The organism is Xylanimonas sp. McL0601, from assembly GCF_049852175.1.
GTDB lineage: Bacteria > Actinomycetota > Actinomycetes > Actinomycetales > Cellulomonadaceae > Xylanimonas.
This window is the reverse complement of record NZ_CP187527.1, coordinates 87,942-105,607: the sequence shown is the minus strand read 5'-3', so window position 1 is coordinate 105,607 and position 17,666 is coordinate 87,942. Positions and strand designations below refer to the sequence as shown.

Genomic DNA, 17,666 nt, shown 5'->3' with positions numbered 1-17,666 from the left:
GTGTCGAGACCATGGTCGAGGTCCGTGGCGTCCACAAGGAGTTCGGCCACGGCCACGCCGCCGTGCACGTGCTGCGGGGCGTCGACCTCGACGTCGCACGCGGCTCCGTCTCGGTGATCCTGGGCCCGTCCGGTTCCGGCAAGTCCACCCTGCTCCGCTGCGTCAACGAGCTCGAGGACATCACGGCGGGCTCCGTCGTCGTCGACGGCGAGCGGATGGGCTACCGCGAGGACGGCAAGGGCGTGCTGCACCGCCTGCACCCCAAGGTGATCGCGCGCCAGCGCCGCCGGATCGGCATGGTGTTCCAGCGGTTCCACCTGTTCCCGCACATGACGGCGCTCGAGAACGTCATGGAGGCGCCCATGCAGGTGCGCGGGATGTCCAAGGCGGACGCCCGGAAGCGGGCCTCCGAGCTGCTCGAGCGGGTGGGCCTGGCGGACCGCGCCGACTACTACCCCGCGCAGCTCTCCGGTGGCCAGCAGCAGCGCGTGGCGATCGCGCGCGCCCTGGCGATGGACCCTGAGCTCATGCTGTTCGACGAGCCGACGTCGGCCCTCGACCCCGAGCTCGTGGGCGAGGTGCTCGCTGTCATGAAGGACCTGGCGGCGTCGGGCATGACGATGATCGTCGTGACGCACGAGATCGGGTTCGCCCGCGAGGTGGCCGACAAGGTCGTCTTCATGGACCAGGGTCTGGTCGTTGAGGAGGGCCCGGCGTCGGAGGTCATCGACAGCCCCCGCGAGCAGCGCACACGGGACTTCCTGGCCCACGTCCTCTGAGCCCGCTCCCGCGACCTGCTGGAAGCGAGCAAGCCGCCCTTTCGACGTCGTACCTGGTGGCGTTCCGATCGTCAGAACGCCAGCAAGTACGACGGCGAAAGGCAGGGTTTGACTCCTTCTGACAACTTCCCGTGAAGACGGTGGAACCTCGGGCCAGGGCGGTGCGTGTTCCGGGTATGACGACCATGGCCGCTGAGGTGGCCCTCGACGACGACGACGACGGTGTCGACGTCGTCCTCACGCACGCGGACCGCAACGCCGAGTTCACGGCGTTCATGCGCGACGCCCACGGCCCGCTGCACCGCATGGCCTTTCTCCTGTGCGGGGACGCGCACCGCGCCGACGAGCTGACCCAGCAGGCCCTCGAGCGCACCTACCGCGCCTGGTCGCGAGCCCGCGTCGGCGACCCGCTCGCGTACGCACGCAAGGTGCTCGCCAACCTGCGGATCGACGGCTGGCGACGCACGCGGCGGGAGGTGCTCGCCGGTCCGGACGACCTGCCGCAGCTGCCCGACGGCGGCGCGCGGGCGTCGGGTGGCATCCCCCGAACGGCGACGGCCGCCGTCGACGACCGCGACGCCGTCGTGCGCGCGCTGCTCCTGCTTCCGCTCAAGCAACGACGCGTCGTCGTGCTGCGGCACCTGCTCGACCTCACCGAGGCCGAAGTGGCCGCGGAGCTCGGCGTGCCCGTGGGAACCGTGAAGTCCAACGCCTCGCGAGGGCTTGCCCACCTGCGGGCGATCCTCGAGCTCGACCCGCGCCCGATGGCCCCGCACACCGCCCCGCACGTGAACGGAGGGACCCGATGAACGCCCACGACGACCGGAACCTCGTGGCCCGCCTGCGCGCCGCGACCGCGGAGGTCCCGCCGTCGGGCCTCGACCTCGAGGCGGTGTTGCGTGGCGCGCGTACCAAGGCGCGGCGGGCGCGGGCCGTGACAGGGGCCGCGGTGGTGGTGGCGCTCGGGATCGCCGGGGCGGGGGCGGCCGAGGTGGGGCCGCGGCTGCTGGCGCCGCCGGCGGTCGACGACGCCGCGGCACGCGCGGCGGCGACGTGCCCGGACGGCCGGCCGCTCGCGGTGGTCTTCAGCGGGCAGGTGGAGACCGAGACACCCGTCCTGGTGGCGCTCGCCCGCACGACGATCCCCGACCCGCAAGGAGTCGACGACTCAGCGCCGCAGGGCGTCGTCTGGGAGGACGTGATGCTGGACTCCGGGCTGGGTGACGAGGCGGTGCACGCCCCGTCCGCACCCGCGTGGTACCGGGCCGAGATCCTGGCGCGGGCGGAGCGCGCCAACGACCCGGCGCTCGTGCCGACGCCGCCGTTGCCGCGACCCGGCGGCTCGGCCACTGAGGGCGAGGAGGTGACCGACCCCCTGCCGGGCGCCACGTACCTTCTCTACCGCGCAGGAACCAGCGTCAGCACCGACGGCGAGGCGGGTTGCGGCAGCGAGCGCGAGCCGTTTCAGCTCACGTACACGACGGTCTCGGAGAGCGGCCTGCTCCGGTGCGGCATCCCGATGACCGGGTTCGAGACCGCCGCCGCCCGCAACGCCCTCAGCGGATACTGCCCCTCCGACGAGGGCGCGACTGCGGCCCGCCAGCCCTGATGGAGGTGCACGGGGCAGGCGGTGGCAACAGCTAGGCCTCAGCCGTGCTTGACGGGGGTCACTCGCACGCCAGGCCGTTGTCGTCCAGGTCGAGGAAGCGGGAGTAGCCCGGGTCGCCCCGGCGGATCGGCGTCGCGATCCCGCTCTGGCGCAGCTGGTCGCAGGTCTGGAAGCCGTTCTGCTTGCCGCCGTCCTGAGGCTGCTGGGCCTGCTGCGACTGCTGCGTCTGCTGGTCGAGCTGCTGCTGCTGGGTGGTCAGCTCGGCCTCCTTCTGGGAGACCGCCGTCTCGCGCTGCGTGACGTCGGCTTCGCGCTGCGCGAGCGCGGCCTTGTCGTCCTCGAGCGCCGTCCGCTGCGAGTTGAGGTCGTCGCGGTCCTCGATCACCTGCGCCTGGGCCCGCTGCGCGTCGGCCACGGCCTGCCCCGCGTCGGAGGTGCGCAGCACGGAGGAGACGACGCCGACGATGACACCGAACGCGAAGCAGGCGATCGCGACGCCGGCGATCATCATCTGCCCGTTGCTGCGGCCGCTGCGGCGGGTGCCGCCCGTGCCGGTGCCCGACGACGGTGCGCCCGACGACGGTGCGCCCGACGATGGTGCACCCGGCGTCGGCGCGTCCGCCCCCGGGGAGCGCAGGTGGCCGAGCGGGCCGTCAGGCAGCGGGATCGCGGCGCCCTGGCGCGCGACGGAGCGCGTCCGCGGCGGCGCGGCAGGGGCTGGCTCGGGTGGGGGCGGCGGCGTCGCGCCGGGAGCCGTCAGCGTCGCGAGCGGCAGGGCCTCGTGCAGGACGTCGTGACCGACGGCGGGCGCGGGCACGGGCGCGAGCAGCGTGGTCCGATCCGCGGCGGGGACGGTGACCGGAACAGCGGGCGCGGGCACCGGCGCAAGGAGCGTGGTCCGGTCCGCAGCGGGTCGGGCGACCGGCGCGGCGGGAGTCGCCGCCGTCGGCGCGTCCTCGATCCAGTAGTCCCAGCCGCCGGGCGCCGGGGGCCAGGCAGGGTCGGGCGACCAGCCGGGCTCGGGGCGGAACCCGGCAGGGACCTGCCAGCCAGGTGGGGGGTTGAAGCGCGCAGCCATCCGTGCTCCTTCGACTCGTGGCGGCGCCCACTATGGCGGAAACCGGTGTAAAAGGTCTAGACGCGCAGGTCAGGCGTCCACGACGCGGCAACGGCCGGCCGCCCCGAGGGGCGACCGGCCGTCGTCGTGCGATCTCTGAGTCTAGGGGCGCGGCGTTTCAGCCGCGCTTACCTCGGGGATCAGAGCGGGCGGATGTTCTCCGCCTGCAGACCCTTGGGGCCCTGCGCGGTGTCGAACTCGACGCGCTGGCCCTCCTCGAGGGTGCGGTAGCCGTTGGACACGATGGCCGAGTAGTGCGCGAAGACGTCCTGCGAGCCGTCCTCGGGGGCGATGAACCCGTAGCCCTTCTCCGCGTTGAACCACTTCACGGTTCCGGTAGCCATGTCTTGCTCTCCTTCAAGAGTGACGACCTCGACGTCCGAGGTCGCTCATCACGGTGTTCGTCGTCAACTCTTGGTAGAACAAGAATCGCTTCGGGTCACGCACATCTTCTGCGCGACCCCCGGCGCAGGACGGGTAACCGTCCGGGACAACCGAGGCACTGCAACGAAGCAGAACGCTACGCGACGCTTCCCCACAACGCTACCCCTCCGGCGGATGGTGCTCGGAAGAACGGGCGGGTTGATGGTCACGGTCTCGTCACGATGCCGCGGGTGTGACCTACACGACACGTCTGGGTCACACAAAGTCGCTATCTTCACGCCCACTACATGCGGCGTTCGTCGTATGTGAACCATCGGAGGAACCAGATGATTCGACGACACTCTGCCGCGAAGGGGTTCGCCCTCGCCGCGGTTCTCGGAATCAGCCTCGCAGCGTGCGCGAGCTCCAGCGAGGGGAGCCAGGGCGCCGGGTCCTCCGACGGCGGCGCCAGCGCCGAGCCGCTGAAAATCGGCACGATCCTGCCGATCACGGGCACCCTCGCCTTCCTCGGCCCGCCCGAGGTCGCGGGTGTCGGCCTCGCTGTCGACGACATCAACGCCGCGGGCGGCGTGCTCGGCAACAAGGTCACCATCGAGGCCGGCGACTCGGGCGACACCACCGACCTGTCGGTGGCGAAGGGCACCGCGACCGACCTCATCGGCAAGAAAGTCTCCGCCGTCATCGGCGCGGCGTCGTCTGGCGTCTCGCTCGCCGTCGTCGACCAGTTCGCCGAGGCGAGCGTGATGGAGATCTCCCCGGCCAACACGGCCACCAAGCTGTCGGGCTATGGAAACTACTTCGCGCGCACGGCCCCGCCGGACACGGTCCAGGGCGCCGCGCTCGGCTCGCTGATCGTCAACGACAACCACGAGAAGGTCGGCTTCCTCGTCCAGAACGAGGCCTACGGCACCGGCCTGCGCGACAACATCCAGAAGACGACCGAGGCCGGCGGCCTCCAGACGGTGTACGGCGGCACGGGCAAGGGCCAGGAGTTCGCCCCCGGCGAGACCAACTTCGGTGCCCAGGTCACCGACCTTCTCGCGCAGAAGCCGGACTCGATCGTGATCGTCGCGTTCGAGGAGACCGTCGCGATCGTCACCGAGCTGGTCGCCCAGGGCTGGAAGTTCGACGGCACGACGTACTTCACGGACGGCAACCTGTCGAACTACGGCGACAAGTTCGACGCCGGCACGCTCAAGGGCGTCCAGGGCACGCTGCCGGGCGCTCAGGCCGCGGGCGACTTCCAGACGCGCCTGAAGGACTGGTCGACCAAGAACCACAACGGTGAGCTCAAGGACTTCTCGTACGCGGCCGAGTCGTACGACGCCGCGATGCTCGCCGCGCTCGCCGCGGTGCGCGGCGGGGCGACCGACGGCAAGACGATCTCGGAGAACATCCGCGCCGTCTCGGGCTCCGAGGGCGGTGACGAGGTCACGACCTTCGCGGACGGCGTCAAGGCGCTGAAGGACGGCAAGGAGATCACCTACAAGGGCAAGTCCGGTGTCGGGCCGCTCAACGAGGCCAACGACCCGTCGTCGGCCTTCATCGGGATCTACCAGTACGGCGGCGACAACACGTACACGTACGTGAAGTCGGTCGAGGGCAAGCCCTCGAGCTGAGCCGAGAGCCACGACGGCCCGGCACCCTCAACGGCGAGGGTGCCGGGCCGCTGTGCGTCTGGGGAGCGGAGCGGTCAGGCCGGGTCGACCTCTTCCGCCAGCGTCCCCAGGTAGAGGCTGACCACCTTCGGATCGGCCTGGAGCTCCTTGCCGGTGCCCGTGTAGGCGTCCTTGCCCTGGTCCAGCACGTACGCGCGGTCGCAGATCTGCAGGCAGCGACGGGCGTTCTGCTCGACCATCAGCACCGAGACGCCGGCCTTGTTGATCATGCGGGTGCGCAGGAACGTCTCGTCCTGCCGCACGGGCGACAGACCGGCCGAGGGCTCGTCGAGCAGCAGCACGGACGGGTTCATCATCAGCGCGCGGGCCATCGCGACCATCTGCCGCTCGCCACCCGACATCGCCCCGGCCCGTTGCGTCCGGCGCTCGTACAGCATGGGGAACAGGTCGGCGATGAACGACCAGCGCTCCGCGAACTGCCTGGGCCGCAGGAACACGCCCATGCGCATGTTCTCCTCGACCGACAGCGAGGGGAACACGTTGTTGGTCTGCGGCACGAACCCGACGCCACGGGCCACGAGCTGGTTGGCGTGCAGCCCCGTGATGTCCTCGTCACCGAGGGTCACGCGGCCCGTGCGCACCGGGACGAGGCCGAACAGTGCCTTGAGCAGCGTGGACTTGCCCGCGCCGTTCGGCCCGATGATGCCGACGAGCTCACCCTTGGCGACCTCGATCGAGCACCCGTTGAGGATGTTCACGCCCGGCAGGTAGCCGGCGACGAGCGTGTCGGCGTGCAGCAGGACGTCGCGCCTGCCGCCCGGCGACGCGGCGCTCGTGGTCTCGACAGGCTCGACCACCGGGGTGGTCGGGGTCGCGTCCGTCATCGCTTCTCCTCCTCGAGCTCCAGCCGGGCCAGGATCGCCGGGTCCAGCAGCGCGTCGTCGCCCAGGTCCGTGTCGTGGTGCGCGCCCAGGTAGGCGTCGACGACGGCCGGGTCCTTCATCACCGTCGACGGCGGACCCTCGGCCACCACGCGTCCCTCGGCCATGACGACGACCCAGTCCGAGATGTGCCGCACCGCGTGCATGTCGTGCTCGACGAACAGCACCGTCATGCCCTCGTCGCGCAGTGCGCGAACGTGGCCCAGCAGCGACTGCACCAGCGCCGGGTTCACCCCGGCCATGGGCTCGTCGAGCATGATCATGGTCGGGTCCGTCATGAGCGCCCGCGCCATCTCGAGCAGCTTGCGCTGGCCGCCCGAGAGCGACCCCGCGAAGTCGTCCTTCTTGGTGTCGAGCTGGAAGCGCCCGAGGATCTCGAGCGCCTTCGCCTCGGCCGCCTTCTCGTGGGAGCGCCACGTGAACGGCAGCCACGAGAGCCAGAACTTCTCGCCGGGGTGCTGCGGCGTCGCGAGCAGCATGTTCTGCAGCACCGTGAGCCGCGACAGCGCCTTGGTGAGCTGGAACGTGCGCACCATGCCGGCCCGGGCCACGGCCGCGCCGGACTTGCCCGCGATGGACCGCCCGTCGAACGACCACTTGCCCTGGTTGGGCTGGTCGAACCCGGTGAGCAGGTTGAACAGCGTCGTCTTGCCGGCCCCGTTGGGGCCGATGAGCGCGGTGATGGCACCACGCTGCACCTCGAGGTGGTCGACGTCGACCGCCGTCATGCCGCCGAAGCGCCGCTGCACGCCGTCGACGACGAGGATCGGGTCGGGCTTGGCCGCGCCGACCACGCTCTCGACGTCGGCCTCGGCGCCCGTGGAGGCGGGGGACGCAGAGTGTTCAGTGGCCATGGAACGCCAGCTCCTTCTTGTTCCCGAGGATGCCCTGCGGGCGGAAGATCACCAGGAGCATGAGCGTGACGCCCACGAGCATCCCGCCGATCTGCTCCACGTGCGTGCCACCGAGCGCGTCGCCGAGCCCGGCGCGCATGCCCGTGCGCAGCAGCATGTAGACGAAGAAGAACAGCATCGAGCCGAGCACCGGCCCGAACAGGGTGGCGGCACCACCGAGCAGCAGGACGGTCCAGACGAAGAACGTCATGGTGCGGCCCATCGCGTCGGGCGTGATCGCGGACGGAAGCACGTACAGGACGCCGCCCAGCGCGCCCAGCACGCCGCCGAGCACGAGCGCCTGCATCTTCATGGCGAAGACGTTCTTGCCGAGCGCGCGCACGGCGTCCTCGTCCTCGCGGATGCCCTTGAGCACGCGCCCCCACGGGCTGCGTGTCAGCAGCCACACGAACAGCACGGCGAGCAGCACCACGGCCCAGGCGAACAGGCGTGTCCACCAGGAGTCCGAGCCGTTGTTGATGTACTCGAACGGTCCGACGGCGGTGCGCCCGTCGGGCAGGAACGACAGCGCCTGGAACGACGCCTTGTAGGACTTGCCGAGCAGGCCCGAGGCGCCGCCCGTCCACTCCTGGAACACCGTCGAGCGGCCGAGCCAGCGCACGATCTCGGCGGCCGAGATCGTCACGATGGCGAGGTAGTCGCCGCGCAGCTTGAGCGTGGGGATGCCCAGGATCAGGGCGAACACCGTGCCGGCCGCGACGGCGATGAGCAGCGCCAGCACGAACGGCGCTCCGGCGATGGTGGCGATGCCGAACCCGTAGGCGCCCAGCAGCATGAAGCCCGCCTGGCCCATGTTGAGCAGGCCGGTGTAGCCGAAGTGCAGGTTGAGGCCGATCGCGGCGAGCGCGTAGGCCGCCGTCGTCGGTGCCACGAGCTCGGCCAGCGACTGCGTGAGGATGCGGAGGAACTCATCCATGTCCGTTCTCCTTTCAGCCGATCCGCTCGCGGCGGCCGAGGATGCCCTGCGGTCGCACCAGCAGCACGAGGATGAGGATCACGAGCGCCGACGCGTAGCGCAGGTCGCTCGGGATCACGAGGTTCGACAGCTCGACGACGAGGCCGATGAGGATCGACCCGACGAGGGCGCCGAAGGCCGTGCCGAGCCCGCCGAGGGTCACCGCGGCGAACATGAGCAGCAGCAGCTGCATGCCGAGCGACCAGTTGAACGAGCCGAACGAGATGCCGACGAGGATGCCGGACAGCCCGGCGAACGCGGTCGACATGACCCACACGACCCGGATGATCGTGTCGGGGTCGATGCCGGTGGCCGCGGCGAGCGCCGGGTTGTCGGACACGGCCCGCGTCGCACGGCCGATGCGCGTGCGGGTGAGCCAGAGGGCGATGCCGACGATGCAGACCGCGGCGATCGCCATCGAGATCCACGACGCCTGGCTGAGCGTGATCCCGGCGATCCGCAGCGGGACGGGGTTGCCCGAGACGACGCGCAGCGACCGGCCGCCGATGATCATCTGGATGAGGAACTGCAGGGCGATGGACAGGCCGATCGTCACGATCATCGCCTGCATGACGGGCGTGCCGCGGCGGCGCAGCGGCTTCCAGATGCCGGCGTCCTGCGCCCAGCCGGTCGCGCCGCAGATCACCAGCGTCACGGGGACGGCGAGCCAGATGGGCAGCCCCCACGTGTTGATGGCGAGGTAGCCGAACACGGCACCGAGCGTGACCTGCTCGCCGTGCGCGAAGTTCGACAGGCCCGTGGTGCCGAACACCAGGTTGAGGCCGATCGACGCGAGCGCGAGGAGCAGCCCGAACCGCAGGCCGGAGCCGACCTGCTGCCACACCTGGCCGATGGTCAGGTCGCGCTGCGAGGCGTCGCCCTCGGGGGTCTGAGCGACGGTGTCGCCGCCTGCGGTCCCCGTGTCGGTGCCGGTCTTCTTCCCGCCGCCGGTCGCGGCGCCGTCGTCGGTCGCGGTGCCCGACGGCGAGGCGGTCCCGCCCGGCGCCTCGACGCCGGCGCCGACGCGGAACGCGGCGCGCGTGGTCGAGCCGACCTGGCCGCTGACCGTGGCCGACGACGGTGTGCCCTGCGGCAGCTGCTTGTCGGCGGGCAGGGTCGCCGGGTCGATGGCCACCGTGTAGGTGCCGGCCCCGGGGACCTCGACCGAGACGGGCGCGTCAGCGGTGGTGACGACGTCGACGCTGAAGCCGTCGCCGCTGATGGTCGCGTGCACGTCGGGGATCTTGGCGTTGTCGGCGTCGAGCACCAGCACTGCGACGCACGCGACGCCGTCGGGCGTGCAGTCGGTGGCGGGCGGCGTCGCTGCCGCTGCCGGGCTGGCCGCCAGCACCGCGGGCACCGCCGCGACGGCGAGGGCCGTCAGCAGTCGGCGCCACAGGGTGCGGCGGTTCGGTCGGTCCGTTGTCATCGGCCCTCCGTCGTCGGATCGTGGTGCGCGGGGGTCTGTCCCGCTCCGCCCGCCGCTCCCGGCGGTCTGTGCAGCAGAACTGAACGGGCCATGCAGGAATGCCGAGCGTGGCGCGAGTGTAGTGGCGCGATGTGACGGCGGTTGCACAGGTACGTCACACTCGCGGGTCACAGTCCGGTCTCGGGTCACCGCTGCCGGCTTGGCGCGTAGCCTGGCCGCGTGCCCGAGCCCCAGACCGCAGCCGCACCCGCCGCCGCACCGGCCGAGGCGCCCGCCGCCGCCCGCCGCCCGGTCGTGCGCATCCACCACGACGACGTCGTCATCGACGACTACGAGTGGCTGCGCGACAAGGACGATCCCGCCGTCGTCGCGCACCTCGAGGCGGAGGACGCGTGGACGAGGGCGCAGCTCGCGCACCTGCAGCCCCTGCGCGACCAGCTGTTCGCGGAGATCAAGGAGCGCACGCTCGAGACGGACCTGTCGGTCCCGGTGCGGCAGGGCGGGTACTGGTACTACTCGCGAACGGTCGAGGGGCAGCAGTACGCCGTGCACGCGCGCGTACCGGCCGCCGACGCCGACGACTGGACACCGCCCGCGCTGGAGCCGGGCGTCGTGCCCGACGGCGAGCAGGTGGTCCTCGACGAGAACGCCCTCAGCGAGGGGTTCGACTTCTTCTCGCTCGGCGGCACCGACGTCACCCCCGACGGGCGGCTGCTCGCCTACCAGGTCGACACGCAGGGCGACGAACGGTTCACGCTGCGCGTCCGCGACCTGACCACGGGCGAGGACCTGCCCGACGTCATCGAGGAGACGTCGCCGGGCGCCGTCTTCACGCCCGACGGGGTTCACGTGTTCTACACCACGGTCGACGACGCGTGGCGGCCCTACCGGGTGTGGCGGCACGCGCTCGGGACCGCCGCGGCCGACGACGTGCTGGTGCTCGAGGAGCCCGACGAGCGCTTCTGGGTGGGCGTCGGTCTGGCGCGCTCGCAGCGGTTCGTGCAGGTGGAGCTTGCCTCCAAGCTCACCACCGAGGTGCTGCTGATCCCGGTGGAGGAGCCGACGACGCGGCCGGTCGTGGTGTGGCCGCGGCGCGAGGGCGTCGAGTACTCGGTCGAGGACGCCGGGTCGCGACTGCTGGTGCTGCACAACGACGGTGCGGAGAACTTCGAGCTCGCCGCGCTGCACTGGCCACGGGACCTGCGCGCGGCCGGGGCGTTCGCCCTCGAGCGGGCCACCGTCCTCGTGCCGCACGATCCCGACGTGCGGCTGGAGGGGGTGGACGCTTTCGCCGATCATCTGGTGCTGAGCTTCCGTCGCGGTGCGACTCCGCGCGTGGCCGTCGCGCCGCGCGAGCTGGTCGTCGAGCTCGCCGAGAGCACGACCGCGCCCGACGCCGCGTTGTGGCGCGACGTCACCACCGGTGAGGAGCTCGAGGGCGTGCAGCTGGAGGCCTCGCCGATGGTTGACCAGCCCGTCGTGCGCGTCGTCGTCGAGTCGTTCATCACCCCCAAGACGGTGTACGACGTCGTGCTCGAGGCCGGCGATCTGATCCTGCGCAAGCGCGAGCCCGTTCTTGGCGGGTACGACCCGGCCGACTACGTGCAGCGCCGCGAGTGGGCGCTCGCGGAGGATGGCACGCGGGTCCCCGTCTCGCTGGTGTGGCGCCGCGACGCCGTCCCCGCCCGTCGGTTCGACGGTTCGCGGCCGGTTCGCGGGACCGATCCGTCGAACCGAGCCGGAACCCACGAACCGTCCGAGCCGGCGCCGCTCCTCCTCTACGGGTACGGGGCCTACGAGTACTCGCTCGACCCCTGGTTCTCCGTCCCGCGGCTCTCGCTTCTGAGCCGGGGAGTCGTACTAGCCGTCGCGCATGTGCGGGGCGGTGGCGAGCTGGGTCGGCGCTGGTACGACGACGGCAAGCTGCTCGCGAAGACCAACACCTTCACTGACTTCGTGGCCGCCGCGCGGCACCTCGTCGACACGGGCTGGACCACTCCCGACCGGCTCGCCGCCGAGGGTGGCAGCGCGGGCGGGCTGCTCATGGGCGCGGTGGCGAACCTCGCACCGGAGCTGTTCGCGGGCATCCACGCCGCGGTGCCGTTCGTCGACCCGCTGACGTCGATCCTCGACCCGAGCCTGCCGCTGACCGTGACCGAGTGGGAGGAGTGGGGCGACCCGCTGCACGACCCCGACGTCTACGCGTACATGAAGGGGTACTCGCCGTACGAGAACGTCCCCGCCGACGCCTCGGGCCACCCGCGGATCCTCGCGACCACCTCGCTCCACGACACACGCGTGCTGTTCGTGGAGCCGGCCAAGTGGGTGGCCCGCCTGCGCGCGGCGGGCGCCCCGGCGCTGCTGCGCATCGAGATGTCGGCGGGCCACGGCGGCGTCTCGGGCAGGTACGCGCGTTGGGGGCAGATCGCGGAGGAGAACGCCTGGCTCCTGGACGTACTCGGCGCGGCCTGACCTCGGCGGTCGAGCAGCTCAGCCCTTCGGGGTGGGGACCAGCACGAGCGTGGTCAGGGACGACGTCGCCCGGGCGAACTCGGCGGCCGCGAGCACGTCGTACGGGGCGGGGTCCTCGCCCGCCTCCACCGCCGCGGCCCGCAGCGACGTCAGCACCTCGCGCAGCACGGCGGCGTCGTGCTGCCGGCCGAGCACCTCCTGCACGCGCGCGAACCGCTCCGCGGAGTCGGCCGCCTCGCTCGCGACCCCGCCCGACCCGCGCGCGACGATCTCGGCGGCGTAGCGCGCGCGGCGGGCCGCCTTGCGCACCCTGTGCAGCGCGGCGTCGAGCTCCGGCCCCTCCTTGCCGACGGCGCGGTCGGCGCGGCGTGCCATCCGTCGTGCCGCCTTCCGTGCGCCCCGCGGCAGCTCGTCGTCCCACGCGTGCTCCGCCTTGCGGGTGAAAGGCGGGTGGGTCGCGAACAGGTCGAGGTCCGTCCGCAGCCCGGTGTGCTCCGGCGTGCCGAGGTGCTCGACGGCGGCCGCGCGCGCCTGCTCGAGGCGTGGGCCGAGCGTGTCGAGCGCGCGCAGGCGCGCGACGTGGTCGCCGAGCTCCTCGAGGCGTGCGAGCTGCACCTCCAGGTCGCGCGACTCGCCCAGCAGGCCGCTCCAGTCCTTCAGGCGTTGCCGCAGGTCGTCGACGTCGTCGTCGGCCAGGAGGCGCGGGAGCTCGGTGAGCGCGGCCCGCAGTCGCCGGGTCGCGACGCGGGCGTCGTGCACCCCCTTGGAGCCATCCCAGGCCAGGTCGTCCTCGGCCGCGGCGAGCGCCGCGACCTGGGCGCGCAGATGCTCGGTCAGGAGGGTGCCCGCGGTGGTGCCCATGCCGTCGTCGTACCACGGGGCCGGGGCGCGCACCATCGCGGCGGGTCGCCGCGAGGCGACGCAGGGGCGGGTGAAAGAGACGACCGGGTGTCACGCGGGCAGGGCGGAGGGCTCCCGATCCGACATGCGGCCGACACCAACGCCGCGACAACTCCCGACATCCCGAAAGGAAGCTCCCATGTCTGCCACCACCACCCGGACGACGACGCCGACGACCTCCGCCTCGCCGCGTCCGCACACCCCGCGCTCGCTGACCCCGGCCGCGCCGTTCAGGGAGCGGCTCGCCTTCGCGCTCGACGTCGCCACCGGCCGTCTCGCCGGCTTCCTCGTCCGCTGGTCCGTGCCGGCGCTGCGGGTCGCCCTCGGCCTGGTCTTCCTCGGCTTCGGCGCGCTGAAGTTCATCCCCGGCGCCAGCCCCGCCGCGGACATCGCCGAGCGCACGATCGACACCCTCACGTTGGGCTTCGTGCACGGCACGACGGCCATCCTCCTCACGGCCGTGCTCGAGGTCTTCATCGGGATCACCCTGATCACGGGCCGTCTGCTCAAGTCCGGGCTGGTGGCGCTCGCATGCGCGTTCGTCGGGATCCTCTCGCCGATGGTCCTGTTCGCCGGCGAGCTGTTCGGCCACGGCATGACGCTCATGGGCCAGTACGTGCTCAAGGACATCGTGCTGGTCACGGGCGCCGCGGTGGTCGCGGCGTACGCCCTCGGTGCCCGGCTGCGTCAGGAGTGACGCCACGACGCACGCTCTGGACGAAGGACCCGCCGCAGCCCCACAGGGCGTGCCGCGGGTCCTTCGTCCGTCCGGGCGCGGGTCAGCCCTTGGCCGCCACCACGCGGGCTGCCGCGGCGTCCACCTTGGCGGCGAAGGCCGGGTCCGACTTCGCCTTCGCCAGCAGGGCGTCGAGCATCGCGTTCGCCGTCGACGGGTCGGCGCTCGCCAGCACGATGTCGCAGCCGGCGTCGACCGCCAGCACGGCGCGCTCGCCGGGCGACCACGCCTGGACCTGCTTGGCGGCCGAGACGTCGTCGGTGACCACGACGCCGTGGTACCCGACCCTCTCGCGGAGGAGACCCACCACCGCGGGGGAGAACGCCCCGGGACGCTCCGCGTCGATCCGGGAGTAGATCGCCGTCGAGACCATCACCCACGGGCTCGGCCCCGAGCCCGAGGCCGTCTGGGCGAGCACGTCGCGGAACACGCCGACCGACGCGTCGTCGGCCGTCGTCACGTCGTCGGTGACGCCGGCCGTCGTGTCGGTGTTCTCCGTGACGCGGCCGAGGCCCGGGAAGTGCTTGATCGTGGGCGTGACCCCGGCGGCGCGCATGCCGTCGGCGAACGCGCTCGCGCCGGCGACGACGTCCGGCGCGGTGAAGCCGTAGTTGCGCTGGAAGTGGCCGACGGGAGCGTTCGCGCTCGCGAGCTCGGGCGGCACGAGGTCCGCGACGGGCGCGAGGTCGACGTCGACCCCGGCCGCCACCAGCTCGCGGCCCCACGTCGCGGCGTTCGCCTCGAGGTTCGGCAGCTTCACCTGCTCGGTGGCCGGAGGGATGGTCGAGAAGCCCGGCCCGCGCAGCGTCTGGACCTGGCCACCCTCCTGGTCGGTGGCGACCAGCAGCGGTGTCGGGTCGTGGTCGATCCGCTGGTAGGCGTCGACCAGGTTGCGGACTCGCACGACGCCGGCGTCCGTCCGGCCGTGGAGGAACACCCCGCCCACGTGCCGTTGCGAGACCAGGGCGGCCGTCGTCGCGCGCGAGCCGGCGAGCGGCATGCCCACCATGACCAGCTGGCCCACCTTCTGCTCCAGGGTCCAGTCCGCCACAGGGTCGCTGCCCGACGCGGTGTGCGTCGCGGTCGGCGTCGGGGTGGGTGTCGGGGTCGGCCTGGGGCTGGCCGACGGCGCTGCCGACGTCGGCGAGGGGGACGCCGTCGGGCTGCTCGGGCCGCTCGGGGAGGGCGACGGCGTCGGCGACGCCGCACGGACCGGCGGCGCTGGGGACGGGGACGGGGCCGAGCCCCCGGTGCACCCGGCGGCGAGCGTCACGAGGGCGAGCGACAGCACGACGGCGACCGCCGTCGTGCCGGCGCGGGTGTCAGGGATCAACGCCGGCGCGCACCCTGGCTGTGCGCGAGGGACGTCAGGGCCTGCGTCCACTGCTCCTCGCTGTGCTTCGCGTGCTCCGCGGTGTCGATGTTCTGCTGCACGACGAGGATGCGCGTGCCGCCGTCGACGGGCTCGAGCGTGATGCGGATGTCGTGGTAGTTCTCGGGCACGTCCTCGAGGCCGGACAGCGGCGAGAAGTGCGTGAAGTGCATGAGGCGCAGACGCTCGAAGGCGAGCACCGTGCCGTGGTCCGCGAACTGGCGGCCGAAGAAGTGGCCCTCGAACGTGACGGGGCTGCCGACCTGGAAGTCGGTCTCGATGTTGGCGCCCAGCATCCAGCGGGCGCCGGGGTGCAGGAGCTCGGCCCAGACCCGCTCGGGCGGCTCGGCGACGAAGGTCGAGGCGGACGCGGTGTGGGCTTCGCTGCTCATGGGGCGAACCTAGCGCCGGGTGCCGCGGAGGGCGAAACAGAGCCTGAGGCGTCTCACGGATCCCGTCAGAGCGACTCGGCCAGCGCCCTGACGAAGCCGTCGACGTCCGCCTCGGTGGTGGCCCAGCTGCACATCCAGCGCACCTCGACGCGGTCGGGGGTCTCGCCGTCGGCCCAGTCGTAGAAGCGGGTCTGGGTGCGCAGCCTGTCCGCGGCGGCACGGGGGAGCGTGGCGAAGACGGCGTTGGCCTCGGTGGGGCGCGTGACGCGGACGGCGTCGGTGCCGAGGGCCTCTACACCGGCCCGCAGGCGGGCCGCGGCGGCGTTCGCGGCGGAGGCGTTGCGCCACCACAGCGGCCGGGCCTCACCACCGCTGGTCGCGCCCGTCGGGTCCACGTCCAGCATGGCCAGCAGCTGGGCGCTGACGTACCGGGTCTTCGAGGCGAGCTGCATGGTCGACTTGCGCAGGAACGGGACGGCCTCGGCCGCGGCCCGGCGAGCCGCCGCCGCGCCCGGGGTCGGGGCGTCGTCGGGCCCGAGCACCACGACGGCCTCGCCGAGCATCCCGCCGTTCTTCGCGGCGCCCAGCGAGACGATGTCCACGCCGACGTCGGTGGTCAGCGCCCGCAGCTCGACCCCGAGGAACGCCGCGGCGTTGGCGAGCCGGGACCCGTCGACGTGCACGGCGAGCCCGAGCGCGTGCGCGGCCTCGACCAGCGCGCGCAGCTCCTCGACGCGGTACACCGTGCCGAGCTCCGTCGCCTGCGTGAGCGTCAGGACCGCAGGCTGTGCGCGGTGCACGTCGCCGAGCTCGCCGGCCCACGCCTCGACGTCGGCGACCGTGATCCGGCCGTCCGTCGCGTGGCGCGTGAGGAGCTTGAGGCCGCCGACGCGCTCGGGCGCGCCGTTCTCGTCCGTGTTGACGTGCGCGACGTCGGAGGCGACCACCCCGGCCCAGCGTGACGTCGTCGCCATGAGGGAGATGACGTTCGCGCCCGTGCCGTTGAGCACGGGGAACGCCGTGGCGCCCGCGCCGAACAGCTCCCGGACCCGGTCCGCGAGGCGGGCCGTCCACGGGTCGTCGCCGTACGCGACGGCGTAACCGTGGTCGGCCGCGGCGATCGCGGCGAGCACCTCGGGGTGCGTGGGGGCGTAGTTGTCGGAGCCGAACGGAGGCAGCACGGGGCCAGCGTAGGCCCGGGGACCCGCGCGCCCGGGGTCGCCGGGCGCGCCGTGACGGGCGCCGCGGCCGCTAAGGGTGCTCGGGCCGGCGGGCCTGCACATACGCCACGGGGACGCGGTGCAGCACGGCCGTGGCCGCGCGCTCGCGGGTGTCGGTCAGGCCCGCACCCTCGAGCAGGCGGGCGATGCCGTGGTCGAGGTTGTCGGCCACGTAGGCCGCCTGCGTCCGCCGCCGGGCGAGCCGGCCGCCCCCGCCGCCGTGCTTGTGGGAGCGGCCGTGCTCGTGGCCGTACGACCCGGCGTCGGGGGTAGAGCTGTCCGCGAAGTCCAGGATCGTGACCGTGCCGCCCGGCCGCAGCACGCGCAGCAGCTCGGCCGCCATCGCCTGCTTCTGGTCGGTCGGGATGTGGTGCAGCGCGAACGAGCTGATCACGTGGTCGACGCTCGCGTCCTCGGCAGGCAGGTGGTCCGCGTACCCGCGCACGAGCGTGACGCCCAGCCGGCGCCGCCGGGCCTTGCGGGCCGCGCGGGCGAGCGCGCCCCAATCGGGGTCGAGGCCCGTCACGACGGCGCCTGCGGCTGCCGCGCGCAGGGCGAGGTTGCCCGTGCCGCACCCGATCTCGAGCACGCGCTGGCCGGGGTGGATCTCCGCGACCTCGACGAGCCGGTCGAGGTGCTTGCCGATCCCCATTGCGGCGGTCATCAGGTCGTAGCTCCACATGAGGCTCGCCTTGCCCGAGCCAGGGATGAACTCGCGGTCGCCCGCCGTGGCGTCGTCGACAAGCCGGACCTCGCGGGTGGGGCTGGTGGTGTCGCTCATGGTCGTCCTTCCCTCGTGCCCTCAGGTTTGATAGACCCGGATGGGC

17 protein-coding genes are annotated in these 17,666 nt (G+C 72.6%); 6 read left to right on the top strand and 11 right to left on the bottom strand.

Annotated features, from left to right (window positions below; translation table 11 throughout):
* The first annotated feature begins 11 nt into the window (after window positions 1–11).
* From ACO4JP_RS00475 to ACO4JP_RS00465, 3 genes are all read left to right on the top strand, one after another.
* Window positions 12–779 (top strand): amino acid ABC transporter ATP-binding protein, encoded by a 768-nt coding sequence (locus ACO4JP_RS00475; protein WP_425957022.1) that lies wholly within the window; start codon window positions 12–14, stop codon window positions 777–779.
* A 185-nt stretch (window positions 780–964) separates the two neighbouring features.
* The gene (locus ACO4JP_RS00470) at window positions 965–1,588 is read left to right on the top strand and encodes a SigE family RNA polymerase sigma factor (RefSeq protein WP_425955447.1); all 624 of its coding nucleotides are present in this window, start codon (window positions 965–967) and stop codon (window positions 1,586–1,588) included.
* Entirely contained in the window at window positions 1,585–2,388 is an 804-nt protein-coding gene (locus tag ACO4JP_RS00465) for a hypothetical protein (protein WP_425955446.1), read from the top strand. Before ACO4JP_RS00470 ends, ACO4JP_RS00465 begins: the two co-directional genes overlap by 4 nt.
* A 58-nt stretch (window positions 2,389–2,446) precedes the next feature.
* Here ACO4JP_RS00465 and ACO4JP_RS00460 read toward each other — a convergent pair whose 3' ends face one another.
* Window positions 2,447–3,466, bottom strand: a complete 1,020-nt coding sequence (locus ACO4JP_RS00460; RefSeq protein ID WP_425955445.1) for an excalibur calcium-binding domain-containing protein — start codon at window positions 3,464–3,466, stop codon at window positions 2,447–2,449.
* 179 nt (window positions 3,467–3,645) lie between these two features.
* Window positions 3,646–3,849, bottom strand: coding sequence for a cold-shock protein (locus tag ACO4JP_RS00455; RefSeq protein ID WP_425955444.1), 204 nt, complete (start codon window positions 3,847–3,849; stop codon window positions 3,646–3,648).
* A 366-nt stretch (window positions 3,850–4,215) separates the two neighbouring features.
* On the opposite strand from ACO4JP_RS00455, the gene ACO4JP_RS00450 reads away from it, so the two are divergent.
* Entirely contained in the window at window positions 4,216–5,508 is a 1,293-nt protein-coding gene (locus tag ACO4JP_RS00450) for an ABC transporter substrate-binding protein (protein WP_425955443.1), read from the top strand.
* A 74-nt stretch (window positions 5,509–5,582) separates the two neighbouring features.
* On the opposite strand, the gene ACO4JP_RS00445 is transcribed toward ACO4JP_RS00450, so the two are convergent.
* From ACO4JP_RS00445 to ACO4JP_RS00430, 4 genes are read right to left on the bottom strand one after another with little or no spacing between them, the layout of a single operon-like run.
* Window positions 5,583–6,392, bottom strand: a complete 810-nt coding sequence (locus ACO4JP_RS00445; protein WP_425955442.1) for an ABC transporter ATP-binding protein — start codon at window positions 6,390–6,392, stop codon at window positions 5,583–5,585.
* Window positions 6,389–7,303, bottom strand: coding sequence for an ABC transporter ATP-binding protein (locus ACO4JP_RS00440; RefSeq protein WP_425955441.1), 915 nt, complete (start codon window positions 7,301–7,303; stop codon window positions 6,389–6,391). The genes ACO4JP_RS00445 and ACO4JP_RS00440 overlap by 4 nt, the downstream gene beginning before the upstream one ends.
* Window positions 7,293–8,279 (bottom strand): branched-chain amino acid ABC transporter permease, encoded by a 987-nt coding sequence (locus tag ACO4JP_RS00435; protein WP_425955440.1) that lies wholly within the window; start codon window positions 8,277–8,279, stop codon window positions 7,293–7,295. The genes ACO4JP_RS00440 and ACO4JP_RS00435 overlap by 11 nt, the downstream gene beginning before the upstream one ends.
* A 13-nt stretch (window positions 8,280–8,292) precedes the next feature.
* Window positions 8,293–9,747: a branched-chain amino acid ABC transporter permease gene (locus ACO4JP_RS00430; RefSeq protein ID WP_425955439.1), complete on the bottom strand. Its 1,455-nt coding sequence runs from the start codon at window positions 9,745–9,747 to the stop codon at window positions 8,293–8,295.
* A gap of 219 nt (window positions 9,748–9,966) precedes the next feature.
* Between ACO4JP_RS00430 and ACO4JP_RS00425 the strand changes: the two genes are divergently transcribed.
* Window positions 9,967–12,219, top strand: a complete 2,253-nt coding sequence (locus ACO4JP_RS00425) for a S9 family peptidase (protein ID WP_425955438.1) — start codon at window positions 9,967–9,969, stop codon at window positions 12,217–12,219.
* An 18-nt stretch (window positions 12,220–12,237) separates the two neighbouring features.
* Here the strand turns inward: ACO4JP_RS00425 and ACO4JP_RS00420 are convergent, their stop codons facing one another.
* Window positions 12,238–13,080: a CHAD domain-containing protein gene (locus ACO4JP_RS00420; protein ID WP_425955437.1), complete on the bottom strand. Its 843-nt coding sequence runs from the start codon at window positions 13,078–13,080 to the stop codon at window positions 12,238–12,240.
* A 178-nt stretch (window positions 13,081–13,258) separates the two neighbouring features.
* Between ACO4JP_RS00420 and ACO4JP_RS00415 the strand changes: the two genes are divergently transcribed.
* A complete protein-coding gene (locus ACO4JP_RS00415; RefSeq protein WP_425955436.1) occupies window positions 13,259–13,816 on the top strand; it encodes a DoxX family protein in 558 nt (185 codons plus the stop codon).
* 82 nt (window positions 13,817–13,898) lie between these two features.
* On the opposite strand, the gene ACO4JP_RS00410 is transcribed toward ACO4JP_RS00415, so the two are convergent.
* The 4 genes from ACO4JP_RS00410 to ACO4JP_RS00395 form a co-directional block, all read right to left on the bottom strand.
* Window positions 13,899–15,188: a glycoside hydrolase family 3 N-terminal domain-containing protein gene (locus ACO4JP_RS00410; RefSeq protein ID WP_425955435.1), complete on the bottom strand. Its 1,290-nt coding sequence runs from the start codon at window positions 15,186–15,188 to the stop codon at window positions 13,899–13,901.
* The gene (locus tag ACO4JP_RS00405; RefSeq protein WP_425955434.1) at window positions 15,185–15,619 is read right to left on the bottom strand and encodes an SRPBCC family protein; all 435 of its coding nucleotides are present in this window, start codon (window positions 15,617–15,619) and stop codon (window positions 15,185–15,187) included. Before ACO4JP_RS00405 ends, ACO4JP_RS00410 begins: the two co-directional genes overlap by 4 nt.
* A 65-nt stretch (window positions 15,620–15,684) precedes the next feature.
* Entirely contained in the window at window positions 15,685–16,797 is a 1,113-nt protein-coding gene (locus ACO4JP_RS00400) for a threonine aldolase family protein (protein WP_425957021.1), read from the bottom strand.
* Between the two features lie 73 nt (window positions 16,798–16,870).
* Window positions 16,871–17,620, bottom strand: a complete 750-nt coding sequence (locus tag ACO4JP_RS00395) for a class I SAM-dependent methyltransferase (protein WP_425955433.1) — start codon at window positions 17,618–17,620, stop codon at window positions 16,871–16,873.
* Between the last annotated feature and the right edge of the window lie 46 nt (window positions 17,621–17,666).